Here is a 23,904-nt window from a genome sequence, read left to right as displayed (position 1 = left end):
TCCGGCTCTGAGGCGGCAGAGGCTAAAATACCTGTCAGTCAACCCGAACAAGCACTCATCATGAGCATTAAAAGCGACCGCTGGATCCGACGCGCGGCCGAGGCCGGCATGATCGAACCTTTCGAGCCGGGCCAGGTCCGCACGGCCAACGGCGGCCGTATCGTCAGCTATGGCACCAGCAGCTATGGTTACGATGTCCGTTGCGCCAACGAGTTCAAGATCTTCACGAACATCAACTCCACCATCGTCGACCCCAAGCAGTTCGACGAGAAGTCGTTCGTGGATTTCAAGGGCGATGTTTGCATCATTCCGCCGAACTCCTTCGCGCTGGCGCGCACGGTCGAATACTTCCGTATTCCGCGCAGCGTGCTGACGATTTGCCTGGGCAAGAGCACCTATGCGCGCTGCGGCATCATCGTCAACGTGACCCCGCTCGAACCCGAATGGGAAGGCCACGTGACCCTGGAATTCTCCAACACCACGCCTCTGCCGGCCAAGATCTACGCCGGCGAAGGCTGCGCGCAAATGCTGTTCTTGGAAAGCGACGAGGTCTGCGAGACCTCGTATCGTGATCGCGGCGGCAAATACCAGGGTCAGCGCGGCGTCACCTTGCCGCGTACCTGATTGGGGCACGCCGTCGGGGGCGCAATGACCTGCCCGGGTACGCATTTTGCCAACCCTCATTCGCATACGGTTGTAACCGTCCGCCGCAGGGCGCGCTTATGCGCCCCTGCACCGTCTTTATCGCAGTACACTCGCGTCCGTCTCGGCCTTGCCTCAGGAGCGCCCGCATGAAATTTCGCTTCCCCATTTTTATCATCGACGAAGACTACCGGTCCGAGAACGCCTCGGGTTTGGGGATTCGCGCCCTGGCAACGGCTATCGAAGCCGAGGGTGTGGAAGTCATTGGCGTGACGAGCTACGGCGATTTGAGCTCGTTTGCGCAACAGCAAAGCCGCGCCAGCTGCTTTATCTTGTCGATCGATGATGAGGAATTCGACGACTCGTCTCCCGAAGATGTGGCCAGCGCGATCAAGAATCTGCGCAGCTTCATCGGCGAACTGCGGTTTCGCAATGCCGATATCCCGATCTATCTGTATGGCGAGACCCGGACGTCCGAGCACATCCCGAACGATATCCTGCGCGAGCTGCACGGCTTTATTCATATGTTCGAGGACACGCCCGAGTTCGTGGCGCGTCACATCATCCGCGAAGCGCGCAGCTATGTGGATAGCCTGCCGCCGCCGTTCTTCCGCGAGCTGGTGAAGTACGCGCAAGACGGTTCGTACTCGTGGCATTGCCCGGGTCACTCCGGCGGTGTGGCGTTCCTGAAGAGCCCGGTGGGCCAGATGTTCCACCAGTTCTTCGGCGAGAACATGTTGCGCGCCGACGTGTGTAACGCCGTCGACGAGCTGGGTCAGTTGCTCGATCACACGGGTCCCGTTGCCGAGTCCGAACTCAATGCCGCGCGCATTTTCCACGCGGATCATTGCTTTTTCGTGACCAACGGTACGTCCACCTCCAACAAGGTCGTCTGGCACGCCAACGTGGCCGCCGACGATGTGGTGGTCGTGGATCGTAACTGCCACAAGTCGATCCTGCACGCGATCACCATGACGGGGGCGATCCCCGTGTTCCTGCGTCCGACGCGCAACCATCTGGGCATCATCGGGCCGATCCCGCTGGAGGAATTCGATCCCGAGAACATCCGGAAAAAGATCGAGGCCAACCCGTTTGCCCGCCAGGCGCGCAACAAAAAGCCGCGCATCCTGACGCTCACCCAGAGCACCTACGACGGCGTGATCTACAACGTCGAGATGATCAAGGAAAAGCTGGGCGACTACGTCGATACGCTGCACTTTGACGAAGCGTGGCTGCCGCATGCCTCGTTTCACAGCTACTACAAGGACATGCACGCCATTGGCCAGGGCCGCCCGCGCCCGGAAGGTCCGATGGTGTTCGCCACCCACTCGACGCACAAGCTGCTGGCTGGCATCTCGCAGGCCTCGCAAATCATTGTGCAGGAATCCGAGTCGCGCAAACTGGATCGCAACGTCTTTAACGAAGCGTACCTGATGCACACCTCGACCTCGCCGCAGTACGCGATCATCGCGTCCTGCGACGTGGCCGCTGCGATGATGGAGCCGCCGGGCGGCACCGCGCTGGTCGAGGAAAGCATCCGCGAGGCGATGGATTTCCGTCGCGCCATGCGCAAGGTGGAATCCGAGTTCGGCAAGAACGACTGGTGGTTCAAGGTCTGGGGCCCGAACCGTCTGGTCTCCGAGGGCATCGGCAATCGCGACGAATGGGTGCTGGAGGCCAACGATCACTGGCACGGCTTTGGCGAGCTGGCCGACGGCTTCAACATGCTCGACCCGATCAAGGCAACAGTGGTTACCCCGGGCCTGGATATGTCGGGCAGCTTTGGCGAAACCGGTATTCCCGCCGCGCTCGTCTCCAAGTATCTGGCTGAACATGGCGTCGTGATCGAAAAGACGGGCCTCTACTCGTTCTTCATCCTGTTTACGATTGGCATCACCAAGGGCCGTTGGAACACGCTGCTGACCGCGTTGCAGCAGTTCAAGGATGACTACGACCGCAATCAGCCCTTGTGGCGCATCCTGCCCGAGTTCAGCCGCGCGCATCGTCGTTACGAGCGCATGGGGTTGCGAGATCTGTGTCAGCAGATTCACGAAGCCTACCGCGAAAACGATGTCGCGCGACTGACGACCGAGATGTACCTCAGCGATATGGTTCCGGCGCTCAAGCCCTCGGACGCGTTTGCCCGCATGGCGCATCGCGAAGTCGAGCGCGTCGAGATCTCGCAACTCGAAGGCCGCGTCACCGGTGTGCTGCTCACGCCCTATCCGCCGGGCATTCCGCTGCTGATCCCGGGCGAGCGCTTCAACAAGACCATCGTGCAGTACCTGAAATTCGCGCGCGATTTCAACGCCCGGTTCCCCGGTTTCGAGACTTATATCCACGGCCTGGCCGAGGATCTCGGTCCGGACGGCACCAAGCGTTACTACGTGGACTGCCTGATCGAGTGAGCGCGGTTCATCCCCACCGCCGCGCGGTCGCGCGGCGTGTCAGCACGAGCAGGGCGGGCGGCGCGCTACGGCGCGCGCTCGTTTGTCCCCATGTTTGATGTCGCAATCATAGGTGCTGGCGCTGCCGGCATGATGTGTGCCGCCGTAGCCGGCCAGCGCGGCCTGCGCGTCGTGTTGATCGATCATGCCAAGCGGCTGGCTGAAAAAATCCGCATCTCTGGCGGCGGCCGCTGCAATTTCACCAATGTGGGTACGGGGCCGGGCAATTTCCTGTCTGAGAACCCGCATTTCTGCCGCTCGGCCCTGGCGGGCTATACGCCCAAAGACTTCCTCGGGCTGTTGCGCGAACACCGCGTGTCCTGGCACGAGAAGCACCGTGGACAGCTGTTTTGCGACGACAGCAGTGAGTCCATTATCCAGATGCTGCGCGCGGAATGCGAAACCGCCCGGGTGCAGTGGCGCATGCCTTGTCAGGTCCAAGAAATCAGTCGGTCGGATACCGGCTATCGACTCGGTACGAATCAGGGCGAAATTCACGCCGCCAAACTGGTCATCGCCACTGGCGGCATGGCAATTCCCCAGTTGGGCGCCACCGATTATGGGCTGAAGGTCGCCCGACAATTCGGTTTGAAAGTCGTTGAGCCACGGCCCGCGCTGGTGCCGCTGACCTTTGATCCGGCAGAGTGGAAACCCTTTGCAGAGCTCTCGGGCGTGGCCTTGGAGGTATCGCTGGCCACGGGCTCCGGCCGCGCGCGGGGCGAGTTCCTCGAGGACTTGCTGTTTACGCATCGGGGGCTTTCGGGACCGGCGATTCTGCAGATCTCTAGCTATTGGCGCCCGGGTGAACCCATCGTCATCGATCTGGCCGCCGGCCGCGATCTTGCCCATGAGCTCATTGAAGCAAAACCCGGCAACCGGCAGCAGCTGCAAACGGTGCTGGCCGGGCTGTGGCCGCGCCGTCTCGCCGATCAGTGGCTACAGGCAGCGGGCCAGAGGGCCGGCGCTGATTTGGCGACGATGCGTCTGGCCGACACGCCCGATAAAACGCTGCGCGCGTTGGCCGGCGGCATTCATGAATGGCGTCTCGTTCCCAGCGGCACCGCGGGATATAAGAAGGCCGAGGTCATGCGGGGCGGGGTCGATACACGCGCGCTGGATCAGAAATCGATGCAGGCGCGCGAGGTGCCTGGCCTCTACTTCATCGGCGAAACCGTCGATGTGACCGGCTGGCTGGGCGGCTACAACTTCCAGTGGGCCTGGGCCTCGGGCGTCGCTTGCGGCAGGGCGCTGTAGTCACGGCGGGGGAACTCGCGAGTCCCTGCTTCCGGGCACCTTGAAGATCCGGGCGCGCTGGGTCCAGAGCATGAAATCATGCGCAGTTGTGTGTATAAATAAAAATGAATATCATTTACGTGTAAGTGTGTCCGTGGGCGGCATCCGGTTGTCCCACTGCCATCCTCGACGCGCCCATCGCAGCAGCCACCCGACCCACTATGAGGCCAGGAGGGTAATCCCCTCAGTCCAGTGAACCTCCCCTTGGGCATACGAATTGCTGTATGAGCCCGCGTCGTTTGATTTGCTCCCCTCCTGGGAGCATGCAACCGAGGAGATCTGTCATGGCTTATACCCTCCCCAAGCTTCCCTATGCCTATGATGCTTTGGAGCCGCACATCGACGCGCAGACGATGGAGATTCACTACACCAAGCATCACCAGACCTATATCAACAACCTGAACGCCGCGCTGGAAGGGGCGGGTTTAGGCACCGATGAACCCGTGGAAACGCTGGTCGGCCGCATCGACGCGCTACCCGAGGCCGTGCGCGGCCCCGTGCGCAATAACGGTGGCGGGCATGCCAATCACAGCTTGTTCTGGACCGTCATGTCGCCAGAAGGCGGCGGCCAGCCTCAGGGCAGCGTGGCTGCTGCCATCGACAGCGATTTGAGCGGTTTTGACGCGTTCAAGGATGCCTTTACCAAGGCGGCGCTGACGCGTTTTGGCAGCGGCTGGGCGTGGCTCAGCGTCACGCCCGAGGGCAAGCTGGTGGTGGAAAGCACGGCCAATCAGGACAGTCCGCTTATGCACGGGAATACCCCAGTCCTGGGGCTGGATGTGTGGGAACACGCGTATTATTTGAAATATCAAAATCGCCGTCCCGAGTACATAGGCGCTTTCTTCAACGTGATTGATTGGGCCGAAGTGGCGCGTCGTTACGAAGCCGCCGTCGGTTGAGTCCAACAAGGTCTTGCCACCACTTCTTAGGTCGTTGATGAATACTTTTAGCCGCCATCGCGTTCGTCCACCGCTGACCAGCATCAGCATTTGGACTTTGGCCATTCTGGTGGCTTGTCTGGGCGCGCATGCGTTGTGGGACTATCTCGTTCCACGCGCCCCGCATGTGGCCGATGCGCTGGCGGGCGGGCTGCTGGCGGCCGCAGCGACTGCGCTGGGCACCTTGCCCGTGGTGTTTTCCCAGACCCTCTCGGAAAAAGTGCAGGACACGATGTTCGGGTTTGGCGCCGGCGTGATGTTGGCGGCTTGTGCCTTTTCGCTCGTGGTGCCCGGTTTAGCGGCGGCTGGCGAACTCGGGCATGGGCCGTGGGCGCGCGGCTTGATCGTGGGCGGTGCGTTGCTCGTCGGAGCCGCGGCGCTGCTCATTATGGACCGCACGTTGCCGCACGAGCATTTCATCAAAGGGCGCGAAGGCATCTCCATGCAGCGCGTGCGCCGAGCCTGGCTGTTTGTCATCGCGATCGCTCTACATAACGTCCCCGAAGGCCTCGCCATCGGGGTCAGTTATGTAGGCAACGACGCACTGCGCGGCAGCGCCTTGGCCACGGGGATCGCAATCCAGGACGTGCCGGAAGGGCTGGTGGTGGCCCTGGCGTTGCTGTCGGTGGGATATAGCCGCACATTCGCTGTCGCGTTAGGCATGCTATCCGGGCTGGTCGAGCCCGTAGGCGCGATTATCGGCGCGCTGGTAGTGGGCTGGTCGGCGGAGTTGCTGCCCTGGGGGCTGGGATTCGCCGCCGGCGCGATGCTCTTTGTCATCAGTCACGAGATCATCCCCGAGTCGCATCGCAAGGGCCACGAGGTCTGGGCGACTGGCGGCTTGATGATTGGTTTCGTCCTCATGATGCTGCTCGACACCGCGCTGGCATAACCCGGCCGCTGGCGTTTGCCGGCGCGGGCCGCGCGTATTACCTGTCGATCCAACACGCTGGCGCGCGTTGTCGCTAGGCGATGGTATGAATTTCGATGTATGCTTCACTCCGCTGTCATGTTAGTCGCGGGAGAGAGCGGTCCACCATCTTGGGGCAGGGCCGTCGCCGAAGGCGCAATTCGCCCGGAATCGCTCAGGTAACCCATACCGCGACGCACCAGTGTCCTGGCGCAGATCATGCGCCACACACTGAAACAGCACTCTGGAGAGACCTGGCACCGCGTTGACGCGAGCAGCTCAGGCGCCGAAGGTGCAAACCCGCCGCATGCGGGGCAACTCTCAGGCAAAAGGACAGAGGGGCGGAAAATCCAGCTGGCTCTGGCGCTTTCCGCATCCAGGCCGGCATTCCGTAACCCTAGGCGATGCCGCCGTACTGGAGCCTGTTCATGTCTGCTGTTCTAAAACGTACCCCCCTGGCTGAAACTCACGTCGCCGCTGGTGCGCGCATGGTCGATTTCGGCGGCTGGGATATGCCGCTGGCATACGGGTCGCAGCTGGAAGAACACCATGCCGTGCGCCGCGATGCCGGTATGTTCGACGTCTCGCACATGCTGAATGTGGACGTGGCCGGCGAGCAAGCGGCGGCTTTTTTGCAACGTCTTGTCGCCAACGATGTGGCCAAGCTGACCGTGCCCGGCAAGGCGTTGTATTCCTGCATGCTCAATCCCCAGGGCGGGATTATCGATGACCTGATTATCTATTTCTTTGCCGCCGACGCATGGCGCGTGGTCGTGAACGCCGGCACGGCCGACAAGGATGTCGCGTGGATGCGCCGCGTCGCCGCCGCGGGCCAGTTCGAGGTCACCATCACGCCGCGTCGCGATCTGGCGATGGTCGCCGTGCAAGGCCCGAACGCCCGCGCCAAAGTCTGGGCGGCTCGCCCGGCATGGCAGGCTGCGACCGAATCCCTGACCCCGTTTGTCGGCGCGCAAGTCGCCGACGACACCCTGGTTGCGCGTACCGGCTACACCGGCGAAGACGGCTTTGAAATCGTCCTGCCCGCCGACGATGTGGTTGCGCTGTGGAATGATTTGGCCGCCCAGGGCGTGCGCCCCTGCGGTCTGGGCGCGCGCGACACGCTGCGCCTGGAAGCCGGCATGAATCTGTACGGCCAGGACATGGACGAACTCACCCAGCCGGATCAGGCCGGCTTGGCCTGGACCGTGTCGCTCAAGGATCCCGCGCGCCGTTTCATCGGCCGTGATGCGCTGGAGCAAACCGCCACGCCGTGTGCTTTCCTCGGCTTGAAGCTGCAGGAACGCGGCGTGATGCGCGCCCATATGGCCGTGCGTACGCCCCAAAGCATGGGCGAAACCACCAGCGGCACCATGTCGCCCACGCTGGGCGTGTCGATTGCTTTTGCCCGCCTGCCGCTAGGCGTGACACCCGGCCAAACGGTCGAGGTAGACATTCGCGGTAAATGGGTGCCGGCTTTGGTAACCAAATTGCCCTTTGTCCGCCACGGCAAACCCGTCGAACACTCGTAAACTGCCGCCATGCGCCGGCAGGGGTGTCGGCGCAGGCGCGTCCAAACTACTAGGAGCTTTTCATGAGCCTGCCCACCGATCGTAAATACACCGAGTCCCATGAATGGGTGCTCGCCGATGGCGATGTCTACGCCGTTGGCATTACCGATACCGCCCAGGAACAGCTGGGCGATCTGGTCTTTGTCGGCGACGTGGTCGTCGGCGCCAAGCTCAAGGCCGGCGACACCGCTGGCGTGGTCGAATCGGTCAAGGCCGCTTCCGACATCTACGCCCCGGTCTCGGGCGAAATTGTCGCGTTCAACGAAGAGCTCGAAGGCACGCCCAACCTGATCAACGAAGCGGCATTCAACACCTGGATCTACAAGATCAAGCCGGACAACGCGGCTGATGTCGACCAGTTGCTCGACGCCGCCGGCTACGAAGCCGTCGCCAACAGCTGACCCGCTGACGTCATGCGGGCGATCGGCCCGCATGACGCTTTCTCCGTACCGAGATTCCTCATGTCGCGCGCTTTAGATACCCATTCCGATTTCGTTCCCCGCCATATTGGTCCGTCGACCGACGATCAGGCCAAGATGCTCGCCGCCGTGGGCTGCGATAGCCTGGACACCTTGCTTGCCGAAGTCGTGCCTCCCGCGATTCGCAGCAAAGGGCCGCTCAATCTGCCGGATTCGCTGAGCGAACCGGCCATGCTGGCCGAATTGAAGGCCATCGCCAGCCGCAACCAAGTTTTCCGCAACTATATCGGCCAGGGGTACTACGGCACGCAAACGCCCAACGTGGTGCTGCGCAATGTGCTGGAAAATCCGGCCTGGTATACCGCCTATACGCCGTATCAGCCCGAGATTTCCCAGGGCCGCCTGGAGGCCTTGCTGAACTACCAGACCATGGTGGCGGACCTGACCGGGCTGGATATCTCCAACGCCTCGTTGCTCGACGAAGGCACCGCCGCCGCTGAAGCCATGACTCTGGCTCGCCGCGGTTCCAAGTCGAAAAGCCCGGTGTTTTTCGTCTCGGTGCATTGCCATCCGCAAACCATCGAAGTCGTGCGTACGCGCGCCGAGGGCCTTGGTATCGAGATCACGGTGGCCGACGAAGCGCAAGGCTTGCCCGAATGCTTTGGCGTGTTGCTGCAATATCCCCACAGCTTGGGTTCGGTCGCCGACTATCGCGCGCTGGCTGAACAGGCGCACGCACAAGGCGCGGTCGTGGCCTGCGCCACCGACCTGCTGGCGCTCGCGCTGCTGACGTCGCCGGGAGAGTGGGGCGCCGACATCGCCATCGGTTCTTCGCAACGCTTTGGCGTGCCGTTCGGTTTTGGTGGCCCGCATGCCGGCTTCATGGCGTGCAAGGACGCGTACAAGCGTAATATGCCCGGCCGCCTGGTGGGCGTGTCGAAAGACGCCCAGGGCAACCCGGCGCTGCGGTTGGCCCTGCAAACGCGCGAACAACATATCCGTCGCGAGAAGGCGACCTCGAATATTTGTACCGCCCAGGTATTGCTGGCGGTCATGGCAGGCCTTTATGCGGTCTGGCACGGCCCCGAAGGCATTCGCCGCATCGCCAACCGTGTGCAGCGTTACACCGCCATCCTGCGCCACAGCCTGACGCAGATGGGTATCAAGGTCGTCAACGACACTTTCTTCGATACGTTGTTGCTTGAAACCGGCCCCGCGACGCCGGCGCTGGTGACGGCAGCCGAGTGCGCGCATATCAACCTGCGCCGTGTCGATGGCGCGCGTCTGGCCATCTCGTTGGACGAGACCGTCACCGCCGCCGATCTGCAGGCCCTCGTTAATGTGTTCGCCGCGGGCCTGGAAACCGACGAGGTCGCGTTGGACATCGCGGCGCTGGACGCCGTGGCGGCAGGCGGTATCCCGGCGTCTGTGCAACGCGAGAGCGCGATCCTGACGCACCCCGTGTTCTCGAGCGTGAAGTCGGAAACCGACATGCTGCGCTATCTGCGCAAGCTGGCCGACAAGGACCTGGCGCTGGATCGCACCATGATCCCGCTGGGCTCCTGCACGATGAAGCTCAACGCCACGGCCGAGATGATCCCCATCACGTGGCCCGAATTCGCGCAGATCCACCCATTTGCGCCGCAGAACCAGACCGAGGGCTATCGCGAACTGGTGCAGCGCTTGTCCGCGGCGCTGTGCGAAATCACCGGTTATGACGACATCAGCCTGCAGCCGAACTCCGGCGCCCAAGGCGAATATGCCGGCTTGCTGGCCATTCGCGGCTATCACCGCGCGCGTGGCCAGTCGCAACGCGACGTGTGCCTGATTCCGGCCTCCGCGCACGGCACCAACCCGGCCTCGGCGCAACTGGCGGGCATGAGCGTTGTCGTCGTGGCTTCGGACGATAACGGCAACGTCGATATCGCCGATCTGCGCGCCAAGCTCGAGCAGGTGGGTGATCGCCTCGCGGCGCTGATGATCACGTATCCTTCCACGCACGGCGTGTTCGAAGAAACGATCACCGAGATCTGCGACCTCGTGCATCAGGCAGGCGGCCAGGTGTATCTCGATGGCGCTAACATGAACGCGATGGTGGGCGTGGCGCAGCCGGGCAAGTTCGGCTCGGATGTGTCGCACCTGAACCTGCACAAGACCTTCTGCATTCCTCACGGCGGTGGTGGCCCGGGCGTGGGTCCCGTGGCGGTGCGCGAGCATCTGGCGCCCTATCTGCCGGGCGTGGTGAACGCACAGGGCAAGCTTGGCGCCGATGCGAATGTCGGTCCGGTGTCGGCCGCGCCCTATGGCTCGGCCAGCATTCTGCCTATCTCGTTTGCCTACATCGCCTTGATGGGCGCCGAGGGTTTGCGTCGCGCGACCGAAGTAGCGATCTTGAACGCGAACTATGTGGCATCGCGCCTGAGCGCGCATTATCCCGTGCTCTACTCCGGCCGTAACGGCCGCGTGGCGCACGAGTGCATCCTGGACGTGCGTCCGCTGAAAGAAACCAGCGGCGTGAGCGCCGAGGATATCGCCAAGCGTCTGATGGACTATGGCTTTCATGCGCCCACGATGAGCTTCCCGGTCGCTGGCACGTTGATGGTCGAGCCCACCGAATCGGAGGGCCTGGACGAGCTGGATCGCTTTGTCGATGCGATGATCGCCATCCGTGAAGAGATCGCGCAGATCGAACGCGGCGAACGCGACCGCGACGATAACGTGCTGAAGAACGCGCCGCACACGGCGCAGATGTTGCTCGCGGAAGAATGGCATCACGACTATCCGCGTCAGCAGGCCGCATATCCGGTCGCCTCGTTGCGCCAGACCAAGTACTGGCCGCCCGTCGCGCGCGTGGATAACGCGTATGGCGATCGCAATCTGGTTTGCGCGTGCCTGCCGATCGAGGCTTACCTATGATCTGATCGCACGCTGACGCAGCGATAGAAGGCTCGCTTTGTCACGCGGCCGCTTTCATCGCTGTGATCGTCGCTAAATAAAACGCCCGTCGAAATCGCTTTCGACGGGCGTTTTGCTAGGTCAGCCGGAAGGCTGGCGCCAGGTTACGACTTCTTGTCTGCCGCGGCGTTCATCGTGTCGGCGAAATCCGTCACGCTGGCCAAAAAGACGGCTAGCGAATACTGCACATTACTCGCACCGATACCGCCATAGGCGTTCACATCCATTTCCAGGACGGCGACTTTTTTGTCGGCATCCCAATAGGCGCGCGCCATGCGATTTTCCTGATTCCAATCATTCAGCGCACGCATCGACACTGCATGCGGCGTCTTGATCGTCGCGCGCAAGGACATGTCGCTGCACGCCGAGGAGGTTTCGCAGTCATTGAACGCGATCGTGATGCTCTCGGCGCCTTCGTCACTGCCATCGACCTTCACCACGGGCGCGCCGTCGTCGGTGGCGCCCAACTGGTAGTCGTAACCCATGCTCTCGATGATCTCGCCGATGACCGTGGGATCCAGCGTCTCGAGCATTGCGTTATCGTCGCCAACCATTTCCTCATCGTTGCTGCCCAGGCCCCCTAATAGATTTTCGAACAAATCTTCGACGGGGAATTCCTCGCCATTGAGGTCAGCCTTGCCTTCAGCGTAGCGGAACGTGCCCACCAGGTCTTCGCCTTGCACCTTGGCGATGCCGAACATCTCGGCCAGGCCGCCCAGCGAGTCGATCTGTCCGGCGGCTTCGTCCGCAGCGACCGCGGCGTCTTCGCCCTCGTTTTGCAGATACTGCGCCAGCACATCCTGCATCATGGGTTTAGACAGCTTGATCTTCAGATCGATGAGTGCAATGGCCTGTTGAACCAATTGACGATAATCGGACGGCAGCGCCTGGCCGGGGTTCAACCCTTCCGGCTTGGTCAGGTCCACGGCCAGGTCCAGGCGGCTTTGCCCCTTGGCAGTTTCCCAGATCACCGGCTCGATGCGCAGCGTAGGCTTGGCCGCCAACAGCTTGATGAGTTGATTGGTCGCCTCGGTGACTCGGGCCTCGTTGGGCGAGCTGGCAACAGTGTCATCCGAGGATTCGCTGAGCAGTTCGTTATAAAAATCGGTCAGGGCCTTGGAGGCCGGACCATCGACGCGATCTACTTTGATGCTGACAGACCCGTGGCCAAAATCGTTGCCATTGACCAAAACCTGGCCGATCTTGTAGTCGGCGGCGCCATGGAGCATATCGCCGGTCTCGCCTAACGAGCCTGTATAGCTCAGTTCCTTGATCACGACATTCGAGCCATGCTCCTCGGGGCCTTGCCCGGGCGTGGCAGCGTCCAGCGCGCGCGGCTTCGCGTCGAACGCCATGCGGTCGATCTTCATGCCGGAGGTGCCGACGCCCAGACCCCACTTACCCGCGCGGGTATCGATCTCCATGCTCAGGCCATCGATGTCGATCTGTACGGTCTCGTCTTCATCATTGATGTGCAAAAACAGCTTACCCATCGTCGAGGACCCGACGATATGCTGCGTGGCGCGGGTGTAAGTACCCTGCATTTGCGCGCCGCTGAACTTGATGCTTTGCTCGTCTTTCGCGAATTCGATGGGGACGATGGAGGAGGTGATTTCCGCATCGCCGTTGTACGCAAAGATCGTATCGCTAGTCACGGGCGAGGCACCCTGGGTCAACTCGAGCACGGGCTTGATGAACTCGTTTTCCGCCAGTTCGGTGTGCACAAAGGCGAGCTTGGGTAGCCAATGGCCACGTGCCAGCGAGCCCTTGGCGAATGGCCCGTGTTCGATTTTTCCCGCGATTTCCAGCAGGTTTTCAGGCAGCGTGTCGTCGTCGGCGGGTTCGCTCAGTTTGACCACATACCGAACATCGGTGGTAAAGAAATGGCGGTCGTAGGAGATCTGTTCGAACGACAGGCCGTGCCCCGTGCCGGCAAGCGCCTGAGCCAGCTCCTTATTGAGCCGCGTCACTTGCGCCGGTGCTTCGGCCTCGATGCGTTTGCCGGTGTACCAGGTCGCGCCGAGCCAACCAGCGACGGCGACAACGACCACTCCGGTGGTGATCCCTACTGCCTTTTTCATTTCGTTTTCCGTTATACGTTGCTTACCGCTGGATCGGCGCAAGCCAGCTATCCAGTCGAGGGCATCGTCAGCCCCGCGGGGAGTATAACGAGATGTGGGGAGCCGGTGTTTTCGCGGGAGTTACTGGCTGTATACGCGCACGTTGCATGCGGCTATAAGCACCGCGACCAGACTCGCGGTGAGGCGCGCAGCGGCATCGCTAGCGATGCCGCTGCGCCACTTCCTTTTATGCCACGCTGTGCAGCACGTCGTTGAGCTTGCTAAAGAGCTCCGTGATCTGCGTTTCGTCAATGATGAGCGGAGGCGACACGGCGATGATGTCACCGGTAAAGCGGACCATCAGACCATTATCAAAGCACTTCTGGAACACCTCGGTCGCGCGCGCGCCGGGGGCGCCCTCGCGCGGGGCGAGCTCAATGCCAGCCACCAGGCCGAGGTTGCGGATGTCGATGACATTGGGCGCCGAACGCAGGCCGTGCGCGGCCACTTCGAACGCCGCCGACATTTCGCGCGCGCGGGCAAACAGGCTTTCGCGCTTGTACAAGTCCAGCGTGGCGATAATCGCGGCCGCGGCCAGGGGGTGAGCCGAATACGTGTAGCCGTGGAAGAACTCGATTCCGCCCGCCACGCCATTGACGATCGCGTCATGGACCTCGCGCTTGACCGCCACCGCGCCCGCTGGGACTGCGGCGTTGCTCACGCCCTTGGCCATGCAGATCAGATCCGGCGTGATGCCGAAGAATTCGCTCGCGGTCGCGGCACCAAGGCGGCCGTAGCCCGTGATGACTTCGTCGAAAATCAGCAGAATCCCGTATTTCGCCGTGATCGCGCGCAGGCGTTCAAGGTAGCCCTTGGGCGGAATGAGCACGCCGGTGGAACCCGCCATGGGTTCGACGATGACCGCGGCAATCGTGGACGGATCGTGCAGGGCGACGAGTCGCTCGAGCTCATCGGCCAGATGCTCGCCCCAGGCCGGCTGACCCTTGGAGAAGGCGTTCTTCTCCAGGTTATGGGTGTGCGGCAGATGGTCCACCGCCGGCAGCAATGCGCCGGAGAACGTCTTGCGGTTGGGCGAGATCCCGCCCACCGAAATGCCGCCGAATCCCACGCCGTGATAGCCACGCTCGCGACCGATCAAGCGAGTACGTTGGCCCTCGCCGCGCGCGCGGTGGTAGGCCAGGGCGATCTTGAGCGCGGTATCGACCGATTCCGAACCGGAGTTCGTGAAAAATACGCGGTCCAGGCCTTCGGGCATGATCTCGGCCACGGCGGTCGCGGCTTGGAATGCCAGAGGGTGACCCAGCTGGAAGCCGGGTGCATAGTCCATCTCGCCTGCCTGCTGTGCAATGGCCTGGACGATTTCTTCGCGGCAATGCCCCGCGTTCACGCACCATAGCCCGGCCGTGCCGTCCATCACCTGGCGGCCATCGACCGAGGTGTAGTACATCCCTTTGGCGCCGGCCAGCATGCGCGGCTGGCTTTTGAATTGGCGGTTGGCGGTGAAGGGCATCCAAAGATGCGACAGATCGGGCAGCTCGGCGGGGGCGTTCATGGTCTTGCTCCAGGTTGATCAATGTGCCGCCACGCAATCGTCTGACGTGCGTGGTACAACGGCTTCCATTCTGGCCGGGCAACGGCAGGATGAAAATATACAGTCAACGTAATTCTTCCTAACTGTATTGGAAGATTAGCTAATACTGTACAGATACTGTCGCCGCTTTCACCGTCGAAATCAAGAGCCGACCATGGCGATCAGGCGCGAGGCGCCTACGACCACGGTATGTTCGGCTATCCGACGCGCCTCGGTCGCATCGTGGTTCTCCAGCGCCTGGAATAATTTCGAATAGCTTTGCTCGAGCTCTTCGTCGCGTGTGCGGAACCCATACATCAGGCGGAAAGAGGGCGCGGTGCGCAACCACAGGTCTTCGATCACGCGCACTAGCGCCGGCATCTTCGATGCCTCGTAGATCAAAAAGCGAAAGTCGCGGCTGGCCAAAAGCATTTTCTCGACTTCGTCGCTTTGCGAGGCTGCGAGAAAACCGTTCAGGGCGCGCTTGATCTGCGTTAACTCGCGCTTCGTGACGCGCAGGGCGGCGCGTTCGACGGCCAGACATTCGACGGCCAGACGGATGTCGCGCAGCTCTTCGTAGTGATGCGCGTCGAAGGCAGGCACCCGCGCGATCGCGCCGGGCACGAGTTCCAGCGCCTGCGCGGCGGCCAGGCGCGAGATCGCCTCGCGCACCGGCGTGACGCTGGTTCCGAGCGTCTCTGCGATCGAGATTAGCGAAATCCGGTCACCCGGCGCGAAATGACCCGCCAGCAGTGCTTGGCGGATATGACGCTCCACGTGTGTCGATAAGTTCTCGCGCAGGACTGTGTCGAGCTTTGCAACAGGGAACGTTCGCAATGAGCCACGGTTTTGCGTCGACGACCTTCGGGTCCTCGTCCCTGACTGCGCAGTTTTCACTTTATTTCCTCAATCGCGAGAGATCACACTAGAGATTCGGCTTTTAGCGATATCCGTTGAACATCGAAAGCCATCGATGTCGGTGGACGCCAAAGCGCCAGGCGGGTCCCACTACACCAAGAGGTCTTCACAAATCGTGCAGAGCTCTACAGCATTTCGAAAAACGCCTGAATCTTATCAGGATCATTGGTTTTGGTGAGCGCCAGCGCGAGCAGAATCCGGGCCTTTTGCGGGTTGAGATTGTCCGAACCCAACATGCCCTGATCACACAGATACTGACGGCGCGCGACACGGCCGCTGCCGGCGCGGCTGCATTGCACTACCAGCACGCCGGAGGCAGCCGCGCGTTCGAGTGCCTTGCGCTCCAGCGGGGCAGGTATCCCCGGGGCCAGACCGGCGGAGACAATGCCTTTTGCGCCGGCGGCGACAAAGGCGTCCACGGCCGTTGCGTCCGCGCCGGCGTACGAGTAAACGATGTCAACGCGCGGCAACACGGAGATCTCGCTGATGTCGAACGGGCTCTCCAAGGTGTGCTTGCGCACCGGCGAGCGATAGAACTCGATGCGGTCGCCATCCACATGACCCAGCAAGCCGAAATCATGGCTGCGGAACGTCTGAAGCCGGTAGGTCGAGGTCTTGGTCGCGTCACGGGCCGAATGAATTTCGTCATTCAACACGATCAATACGCCTTTCCCAATGGCTTGCTCGTCGATCGCCGTGCGCACGGCGGCCAGCACGTTCATATTGACGTCGCTGCTGACCGCGCTGGCCGGCCGTTGTGCGCCTACCAGCACGACGGGCTTGTCGGTCTTCAATACCAGGTTCAGGAAATACCCGGTCTCTTCGATCGTCGCTGTGCCGTGCAAAATGACAAAGCCGCGAATCTCGGGGCGCTCTTGCGCCGTACGCATGATCAACTGCGCGAGTTCGATCCAATCCGACGGCAAAATCGCCGAGCTGCCGACAGCGCGAAACGGCAGGGTCACATATTGGGCAAACCGCTCGGTTTCTTGAATACGCGCGATGGCCTCGGCCGAGTCCATCTTGCGGCTGATGTCCGGGTAGTTCAGCACATCCAGCGAATCATCCACCACCGAGGAAATTGTGCCACCCGTGCCGATTACGGCGACTAAAGGTTTATTCATCGTAGAACCATCCTGTTTTATATCGCTTGCTGAGTTGGATTGAGCCGCTCTTGGGTGACAACTTGCACCTCGGCTTCGAGCGCCTCTAGCAATAGTTCGGGCCAATCGGTCGGGAGATCGTGGCCGATGAGTACGATGCGCGTGCGTTGATCGTCGCTGGGCCATTGAGGCAGCCATTGCGGGCTGAACACCATATGCTGGACCGCATGCACGACCATCGGTTTATCGGGACATTCCGCCAGCGCGATAAAACCCTTCAGACGCAGCAGCTTGTCGCCTAAATGCGTGGCCAGTCCTTCCAGGAACAGCGGCACGACGGCGGCGCTCAAGGGCTTTTCGCGCACGAGGCTGATCGAGCGATAGCCATGCGTGTGCAGCGCTGGCGCGGCAGCGGGCCTGGCTCGTGGTTCGACGCGCTCAGGCGTTTGTCCCGACCAGCTCCGAGCATCCATCACGAGGGCGGTCGGATTCAGCGCCGACACCAGGGCGCGCACGCTCGTGGTGTCGTCCGCCAGATCGGTTTTGGACACGAGCACGATGTCGGCCATGCCGACCTGGCGTCGCGCTTCTTCGTATCCTTCCAACGTAGACAGTCCGGCCACGCCATCGATAACCGTCACCACGCGCGACAACACGAAGTTCATGGCCGAGACCAGATCGCTGCTTAATGCATGCAGCAAGGGCACCGGGTCGGCCAGACCCGAGGTCTCGATGATCACGCGTTGAAATGCGACCTCGCCCGCCTCGCGGCGGCGACGCAAATCGTCCAGGGCACGCGCCACATCCGACGACGAACGACAGCAGAGGCAGCCATTACCCAGGGTAATGACCGTCTCGTCGGCGCTACGGATCATCTCGTGGTCCAGGCTTACCTCGCCAAACTCGTTGACGATGACGGCCGTATCGCGAAAATCATCGCTGGACAACAGGCGCGACAACAACGTGGTTTTGCCACTGCCCAGGAATCCCGTTAAGAGCGTGACCGGCGTCATGCTGCGACTCCCATGACGCCCACGCGTAGCGGCACCCGTTGGCTTTGTGTGACGCCAAGCATCTCGCTCACCACGCTAACCACACCCAGCACCGAACTGCAAAGACGCGATGTGCCCAGCGAGCTTTTGACCGACCAGCGTGCGATGTCGCGCATGGCCGGCGGTGTCTGCGTGACACTCACCGTGAAGCCATCCGCGCGTCTGATCTCGATCGTGCCTTCGCCCGAGTCGGAGAGTTCGACATCGTCCAGATTCCACAACGCGACGCTGCCTGCCAGCAAGGCATGCAATCGACGCAAAAGCTCGCTTTCGTGCATCGCGCGCTCTACAGCTTCGTGCCGCCGTTGAGGATCGACGGATCGATCTTGCGGGGCAGATATTGACCGCTGGGGCGTGCATGGAACGCACCGTCTTCAACCGCGATTTGACCGCGCAACACGGTTAGCGAGGGCCATACCGCGACTTCACGGCCTTCCCACGGGGAATAGTCGGTTTCGTGCAGTTCCTTGGCATCGAGCTTGCGGCGCAGACCGGGGTCGAGCACCACGATGTCGGCATCACTGCCCGCGGCGATGGCGCCCTTGCGGGGATACAAGCCCAACACCTTGGCCGCGTTGGTGGACACCAGATCCACGAATTTCTCCAGACGATAGCCGCGCTTTTCGACCATCTCGGTGTACATCAGTGACACGCGCGGTTCGACCGCGGCATTACCGCCAGTCGTATCATCGATACGCACGCCCTGGGTCTTGGTGGCCAACGAGCAGCAGATCTCGTCGGTGGCGATGGCGTGGATCGTGTCATCCAACGTGCCTGCCCACAGTGCATCCTGATCCTGTTGCGACTTCAGTGACGGATAAGTGTGATACATCTGACCGTTCGGACGCTTGTAGTCTTCGCTGGTGTAGAGCATGTACTGATGCAGCGATTCGCCATAGATCGGCAGGCCCTTGGCGCGCGCTTCACGTATGGCGGCGGTGCCCGTGGCGGCACTGACGTGCATCATGTAGAGCGCCGTGCCGGGCACCTGCTCGGCCAAGCGGATGATCCGGCGAAACGACAGATCTTCAGACAACGTGTTGTGCACTTCGGCCATGTTCTCGAAGGCGACCCGCCCTTCGCGAATCAGCTTGTCGTACATGTGCATGACGATGTCGTTGTCTTCGGCGTGAATCACACCCATGCCGCCTTCGGCTGCAAGGACTTTGAAGACTTCCCAGATATCGCCGAAGTCCACCATCCGGCCACGCGTCGACGGGCGAATATCGGTGGTGAAGATCTTGATCGTCGGATAGCCCGCCTGAATGGTTTCGGCGATCTGCCCGAAGATATCCGGCGGCAATGCGCCTTCAACCATCACGTGGTAGGCGTAATCGCAGTATGTTTGGCCGATCCAATCCCGGTCGCGCTTTTCGATCGTGCCCTGGATGGTGTTGCCATGTGTCCAACGGGCAAAATCGATAATCGTGGTCGTGCCGCCATGCAGTGCCGCGCGACTCACCACGTCTGGGGGATCAGACAAACCGGCCGTGCCGTCGACATTGGGGACGTGCCATTTGCAATGCACGTGCGGGTCGATGCCGCCCGGAATCACAATCTTGCCCGATGCATCGATGAGCCGGCCGCCTTCTTTCGGAGACAAGCTGCCATACGCACCGACAGCGGCAATTTTCTCGCCTTGGATGGCGATGTCGTGTGCGCCAACGCCATGCGGCGTCACTACGCGATCTGAACGAATGATGAGATCAAACATTGATCAATTCTCAAAAAATACAACAGCCAGTCGCGGCCGGATCGTCGTCCGGCGCGACAGCGGGCTCGCAGGCTAAATGCCCACGTCAGTATTGGTCGCCGGGCACCGTGCCGGGGGGCAAGCTGGCCACATGGCGGTAGATATCGCCCGGGCGGGTCAGCCAGATCTGGTCGCGGTGCTTTTGAATGTGTTCGAACACACGGCGCAACTGCGGCAGGCGGTAGGGGCGGCCCACCACGAACGGATGCAGCGCAATCGGACACACCAAGGGCTGACGCTTGGACTGCTCCAACATCTCGTCGAACGCGTCGATGAGCATGTCCGCGTATTCTTTGGAGCTATAACGGAACCACACCAAGGCGCGGTTATCGTTGGACTCGATGGGGTAGGGCATCAAGAGGATCTTGCCATTCCGGGTCTTGGCCCAGATTGGCTGGTCGTCGGACGTCCAGTCCATCACGTATTTATAGCCAGCCTCTTGCAGCAGGTCGAGCGTCTGGTCGGAGTTGGAGAACCAGGGGCTCATCCAGCCCGTGGGAGCATGGCCTTCCTCTTTGGTGATGCGGGCCGTGCATTGTTCGATCAGCGCGCGCTCTTCCTCCACGGATACCGCGGCTTGCTCGTCCGAGTTGGTATGGCCGTGCCCCAGAATCTCGTCACCATGTGCGCGGATACGCTCGACGATGTCCGGATGCAGGTCGTACGCGGCGGTATTGAGCTGATGTTCGAGCGGGATATTCATCTCGCGGAACATATCCATCAGTCGCCAGAAGCCCACGCGGTTGCCATAATCGCGGTACGAGTAAATGCTGGGGCTTTGCGCCTGGTCGGGCGGAGCGATTGCTGCGCCCTTGCCCTTGCCAAATCGAAACACTTCAACGTTCATCGCCACGAAAACGGCCAGACGTGTGCCGTTCGGCCACTCGTAAGTCGGGCGCTGGTCGATGTTTCGATATTCATACCTTCCGTGATGTTCGAGCGTCATGTGTTTGCTTCTCCACGAATAAATTCAAACAATGCGCGCGCTTTCGTGGCGCTGCGCTGCCAGTCGTCTGCGTAATGTCGCTGCGGTCACCCCGGCGCCGTTGGGCGCAAATGGGCGTATCCACCGACTTGTAATGCATTGTCGGTCTCGATGTGTGAGCATCGAGACCGACGGGTTATCGCCTCGGCTTTAGAAGCGTCCGGATTCGGGCCTTCATATGCCTTTGGAACCTCGTTACGACATCATGTTGGGCAAGAACGTCACGATTTCCGGGAAAGCCACCAGCAATGCCAGCACCAGGAAATCCATCACCACGAACGGCGTGACCCCCGCGAACACGTTCTCCAGGCTCAGCGGCACCGGCGAGGCGCTGCGCACCACGTACACGTTCAAGCCCACGGGCGGCGTGCACAGCGAGATTTCCGCCAGCTTCACCGAGATAATGCCTAGCCAGATCGGGTCATAGCCCACGCCGATCAAGACCGGATACATCACCGGCATGGTCATCACCATGATCGCGATGGCTTCGATGAACATTCCCAGAATCAGGAAGACCACGATGAAGCAAAGCAGATAGGTGATCGGCGCGAGTTCCAGCGAGATCAAATAGTTCGTGACGTCGTTGACAATACCGGTGTAGGTCAGGAAACGCGCGAACAGCATGCCGCCGATAATGATGATGAAGATCGTCGTGCTGTTGATGCCTGCGTCTTTGACGATTTCAACTGCTGCCTGCTTGGTCAAGCGGCGCTTGCATACGACAATCACCAGTGCGCCAAACGCGCCTACCGCACCCGCGAAGGTCGGCGTAAACAAGCCTGCGTAAATGCCGCCGATCACCAGCGCGAACAGAACACAAATGCCCCACACACCGGACAGCGACTTGAAACGGTCACCCCAGGTGAAGGTTTCCTTCGGCATGGGCGCAAGCGAAGGCTTGAGCTTCACACGCACATAGATGCCGCCCATGAACACGAGCGCGGTCAGCAGTCCGGGGACCAGGCCGGCCAGCATGATCTTGCCGATCGATTGCTCCGTGATAATGGCGTAGACCACCATCAAGATACTCGGAGGAATCAGCGCGGCCAATGTGCCCGAGGCGGCGATACAGCCCGAGCTCAGCAGCTTGTCATAGCCCAGGCGGGTCATTTCCGGCAGCGCCATGCGCGTGAACACGGCTGCGTTCACTATGGTCGAGCCCGATGCCGCACCGAAGGCCGCCGAGGCCAAGGTCGTCGCGATCGCCATGCCACCGGGCAAGCGGCCCAGCCAGGTATAAGCGGCACGATAAAGGTCCGTCGTCAGGTTCGCCTGTGTCGCGAACGAGCCCATCAGGATGAATAGCGGAATCGTGGCCAACATAAAGGAGTTGGTCGTGGCGAACGGCACCATGGCCAGCTGCGCCCACGCAGCGTCCGGACCGATCGTCAGGTACATGCCCAGCACGCCGGCAATACCCAATGCCACGCCGATGTGCGCGCCGATCACCAGTAGGAGAAACAACAGTCCTACGCAAATCAAGCTAGTGGTTGCGGGATCAAGCACGGCGTTGTTCTCCTTCTTCCATGAGCGCCTTGATTTCGTCTGTGATGAGATCCTCTTTGCGACCGCCGACGCCGGTCAGCAATCGACCGATGTCTTCGAGCAAATCAAGAAACATCTGAATCAGGAAAAGCACCGAGCCGAACACCAGGACGAATCGGGCCGGGTATAACGGAAAACGAACCAGACCATTCGTCGCCTCATCGATCTCCCAGCTATAGAGCGCTTCATTCCAGCCTTGCCAGGCCAAGAGGGCAAAGAACACCAGCGCAGCCAGGTCAGCGACGATATCCATCGTCGACTGCACGCGGGGCGACATATGTTGGTAGAGCAATTCGACGCGGATGTGCTTGCGCTTGATCTGCGCGTACGCCAACCCACCAAAGACGACGAGCACCATCGTGCTCTCAGTAAGTTCATATGCGCCGGGCACGGGGTGTCCGACATAGGTGCCGACGACGTCGGCGACACCCAGGCACATGGACATCATCAGCCCCAGGCCGCCAACTACGACAGTGGCCCAAGCCAGTTTTTCTAATAACCGAGACAATGAGGACATGGGGTTCGCTTCAGGTTTGAAGTCGGCGTGGCCCGGCCGGGCCACGCCATCTAGGCCGCGACGGGCTTATTGGGCGAGCAGTTCGCGCCAACGAGCAGCGATCTTCGCGGCTTCGTCGCCTTGGCCACGCTTGGCCGACTCACGTACCCAACCCTCGATGAGGTCAGGCGCGGCGGCTTTCCACTTGGCCATGTCATCGGGGTTGAAGGGCACGATCTCGATACCCGCTTCATTGATCACGCCGATAGCCTTCTGGTTGTTGGCGTCAACCCACTCCAGATAACGCTGTTGAGCAGCGGCTGCTTCCTCGGCGATGATGTCCTGGTATTCCTTGGGCAGGCGCGTCCAGGTACGATCGCTGACGGCCATCATGTGGCCCGTGAACGTCATGATGGGGCCACAGATCTTGTTGCCCACTTCATACAGCTTCAACGAGGCCAGGTTGCCCACGTCGGCGTTGGCATAGTCCACCACGCCGCGTTGCAGGCCTTCGTACATTTCGGTCGTCGACAGGGTCACCGGCACGCCGCCGGCCGCGGAGACGATCTTGGGAATGTCTGCGCCGAACGCACGCACTTTCTTGCCGTTGATGCCAGCCAGCGTATCGCAGCCTGCCTGGTTGCCCAGGAAGTAGTACGAACCCAGCGGTTGCTGGAACAAGAAGCGGATACCCATCTTCTTCATTTCGGCGTCAAAGCTGGGGAACTCTTTGCGCAGCGTTTGCAGCGTTTCGATGGCCTGTTTGGGGCTCTCGAAGACGAAGGGCAATTGCGACGCCTTCCACAGCGGCAGGCGGTCCGGATAGTAGCCAGCGGGCGCCGTTGCGAAGTCCACCGCGCCACGGCCAGCCAGAGCCAAGATTTCGCTCACGTTGCCCAAGCCGCCAGCGTAGGTCGCGTTGATCTTGACCTTGCCGTTGGTGCGTTGTTCGACGTTCTTGGCGAACTGGTTTTCGACCTCGAGGAACGGGCCGTCAGGCAGATAGTGCGCCCAGCGCAGGTTGTACTCCGCCTGTGCCATGGACAAAGCGGGAAGCAGCGCGAACGCGGTCGCGGCCAAAAAGCGCTTCATGGAAACTCCTTTAGTGCTTGAGGGAAAAAAGGTTGTGGGTAAACAGAGTGTCGTTCGGGCCAGCCGGTCGCGCATTCATCTGCCTTAACCCTGGTTCACTGACCACCAGTCTGACGTGTGACCATCCTGACATTTTG

Annotated in this window: 19 protein-coding genes and 2 riboswitches; of the genes, 8 read left to right on the top strand and 11 right to left on the bottom strand. The window is 61.2% G+C overall.

The window, feature by feature from the left end; translation table 11 throughout:
- Positions 1–60 precede the first annotated feature (60 nt).
- The 8 genes from dcd to gcvP all read left to right on the top strand — a co-directional run bounded on the left by dcd (position 61) and on the right by gcvP (position 11,133).
- A complete protein-coding gene (gene dcd, locus GOQ28_RS03575) occupies positions 61–624 on the top strand; it encodes a dCTP deaminase (protein WP_160348717.1) in 564 nt (187 codons plus the stop codon).
- 167 nt (positions 625–791) lie between these two features.
- Positions 792–3,050, top strand: a complete 2,259-nt coding sequence (locus GOQ28_RS03570; protein WP_160348716.1) for an arginine/lysine/ornithine decarboxylase — start codon at positions 792–794, stop codon at positions 3,048–3,050.
- 90 nt (positions 3,051–3,140) lie between these two features.
- The gene (locus GOQ28_RS03565) at positions 3,141–4,343 is read left to right on the top strand and encodes an NAD(P)/FAD-dependent oxidoreductase (protein ID WP_160355455.1); all 1,203 of its coding nucleotides are present in this window, start codon (positions 3,141–3,143) and stop codon (positions 4,341–4,343) included.
- A 323-nt stretch (positions 4,344–4,666) separates the two neighbouring features.
- On the top strand, positions 4,667–5,281 hold the full coding sequence (locus tag GOQ28_RS03560; protein ID WP_160355454.1) for a superoxide dismutase: 615 nt from the start codon (positions 4,667–4,669) through the stop codon (positions 5,279–5,281).
- 37 nt (positions 5,282–5,318) lie between these two features.
- Positions 5,319–6,212, top strand: a complete 894-nt coding sequence (locus GOQ28_RS03555) for a ZIP family metal transporter (RefSeq protein ID WP_160355453.1) — start codon at positions 5,319–5,321, stop codon at positions 6,210–6,212.
- 117 nt (positions 6,213–6,329) lie between these two features.
- Positions 6,330–6,432: riboswitch (glycine riboswitch) on the top strand.
- Positions 6,433–6,464: 32 nt separating this feature from the next.
- Positions 6,465–6,577: riboswitch (glycine riboswitch) on the top strand.
- 81 nt (positions 6,578–6,658) lie between these two features.
- Positions 6,659–7,759, top strand: coding sequence for a glycine cleavage system aminomethyltransferase GcvT (gcvT, locus tag GOQ28_RS03550; RefSeq protein WP_160355452.1), 1,101 nt, complete (start codon positions 6,659–6,661; stop codon positions 7,757–7,759).
- 62 nt (positions 7,760–7,821) lie between these two features.
- On the top strand, positions 7,822–8,199 hold the full coding sequence (gcvH, locus tag GOQ28_RS03545; protein ID WP_160348711.1) for a glycine cleavage system protein GcvH: 378 nt from the start codon (positions 7,822–7,824) through the stop codon (positions 8,197–8,199).
- 60 nt (positions 8,200–8,259) lie between these two features.
- Positions 8,260–11,133 carry an aminomethyl-transferring glycine dehydrogenase gene (gene gcvP, locus GOQ28_RS03540; protein ID WP_160355451.1) on the top strand — a complete coding sequence of 958 codons (2,874 nt, stop codon included), beginning with the start codon at positions 8,260–8,262 and terminating at the stop codon, positions 11,131–11,133.
- A 143-nt stretch (positions 11,134–11,276) separates the two neighbouring features.
- Here gcvP and GOQ28_RS03535 read toward each other — a convergent pair whose 3' ends face one another.
- The 11 genes from GOQ28_RS03535 to dctP all read right to left on the bottom strand — a co-directional run bounded on the left by GOQ28_RS03535 (position 11,277) and on the right by dctP (position 23,767).
- The gene (locus GOQ28_RS03535; RefSeq protein WP_160355450.1) at positions 11,277–13,253 is read right to left on the bottom strand and encodes a DUF945 family protein; all 1,977 of its coding nucleotides are present in this window, start codon (positions 13,251–13,253) and stop codon (positions 11,277–11,279) included.
- 226 nt (positions 13,254–13,479) lie between these two features.
- Positions 13,480–14,805: an aspartate aminotransferase family protein gene (locus tag GOQ28_RS03530; RefSeq protein ID WP_160355449.1), complete on the bottom strand. Its 1,326-nt coding sequence runs from the start codon at positions 14,803–14,805 to the stop codon at positions 13,480–13,482.
- A 180-nt stretch (positions 14,806–14,985) separates the two neighbouring features.
- The gene (locus tag GOQ28_RS03525) at positions 14,986–15,660 is read right to left on the bottom strand and encodes a GntR family transcriptional regulator (protein ID WP_160355448.1); all 675 of its coding nucleotides are present in this window, start codon (positions 15,658–15,660) and stop codon (positions 14,986–14,988) included.
- Between the two features lie 206 nt (positions 15,661–15,866).
- A complete protein-coding gene (locus GOQ28_RS03520) occupies positions 15,867–16,865 on the bottom strand; it encodes an asparaginase (protein WP_160355447.1) in 999 nt (332 codons plus the stop codon).
- Between the two features lie 17 nt (positions 16,866–16,882).
- A complete protein-coding gene (locus tag GOQ28_RS03515) occupies positions 16,883–17,857 on the bottom strand; it encodes a CobW family GTP-binding protein (RefSeq protein WP_160355446.1) in 975 nt (324 codons plus the stop codon).
- Complete coding sequence (locus GOQ28_RS03510) at positions 17,854–18,174, bottom strand: hypothetical protein (protein ID WP_160355445.1); 321 nt, start codon at positions 18,172–18,174, stop codon at positions 17,854–17,856. The genes GOQ28_RS03515 and GOQ28_RS03510 overlap by 4 nt, the downstream gene beginning before the upstream one ends.
- An 8-nt stretch (positions 18,175–18,182) precedes the next feature.
- Complete coding sequence (locus tag GOQ28_RS03505) at positions 18,183–19,610, bottom strand: dihydroorotase (protein ID WP_160355444.1); 1,428 nt, start codon at positions 19,608–19,610, stop codon at positions 18,183–18,185.
- Between the two features lie 85 nt (positions 19,611–19,695).
- Positions 19,696–20,595 carry a polysaccharide deacetylase family protein gene (locus GOQ28_RS03500; protein WP_160355443.1) on the bottom strand — a complete coding sequence of 300 codons (900 nt, stop codon included), beginning with the start codon at positions 20,593–20,595 and terminating at the stop codon, positions 19,696–19,698.
- Positions 20,596–20,829: 234 nt separating this feature from the next.
- Positions 20,830–22,140, bottom strand: coding sequence for a TRAP transporter large permease subunit (locus GOQ28_RS03495; RefSeq protein WP_160355442.1), 1,311 nt, complete (start codon positions 22,138–22,140; stop codon positions 20,830–20,832).
- On the bottom strand, positions 22,133–22,696 hold the full coding sequence (locus tag GOQ28_RS03490; protein ID WP_160348699.1) for a TRAP transporter small permease subunit: 564 nt from the start codon (positions 22,694–22,696) through the stop codon (positions 22,133–22,135). The genes GOQ28_RS03495 and GOQ28_RS03490 overlap by 8 nt, the downstream gene beginning before the upstream one ends.
- Positions 22,697–22,762: 66 nt before the next feature.
- Complete coding sequence (dctP, locus tag GOQ28_RS03485) at positions 22,763–23,767, bottom strand: TRAP transporter substrate-binding protein DctP (protein ID WP_160348698.1); 1,005 nt, start codon at positions 23,765–23,767, stop codon at positions 22,763–22,765.
- Positions 23,768–23,904: the final 137 nt, after the last annotated feature.

This window comes from Bordetella sp. 02P26C-1, from assembly GCF_009763255.1.
Classification (GTDB): domain Bacteria; phylum Pseudomonadota; class Gammaproteobacteria; order Burkholderiales; family Burkholderiaceae_B; genus Bordetella_A.
Note: the sequence above shows the minus strand (reverse complement) of the source record. Positions and strands in the feature narration are given on the sequence as shown.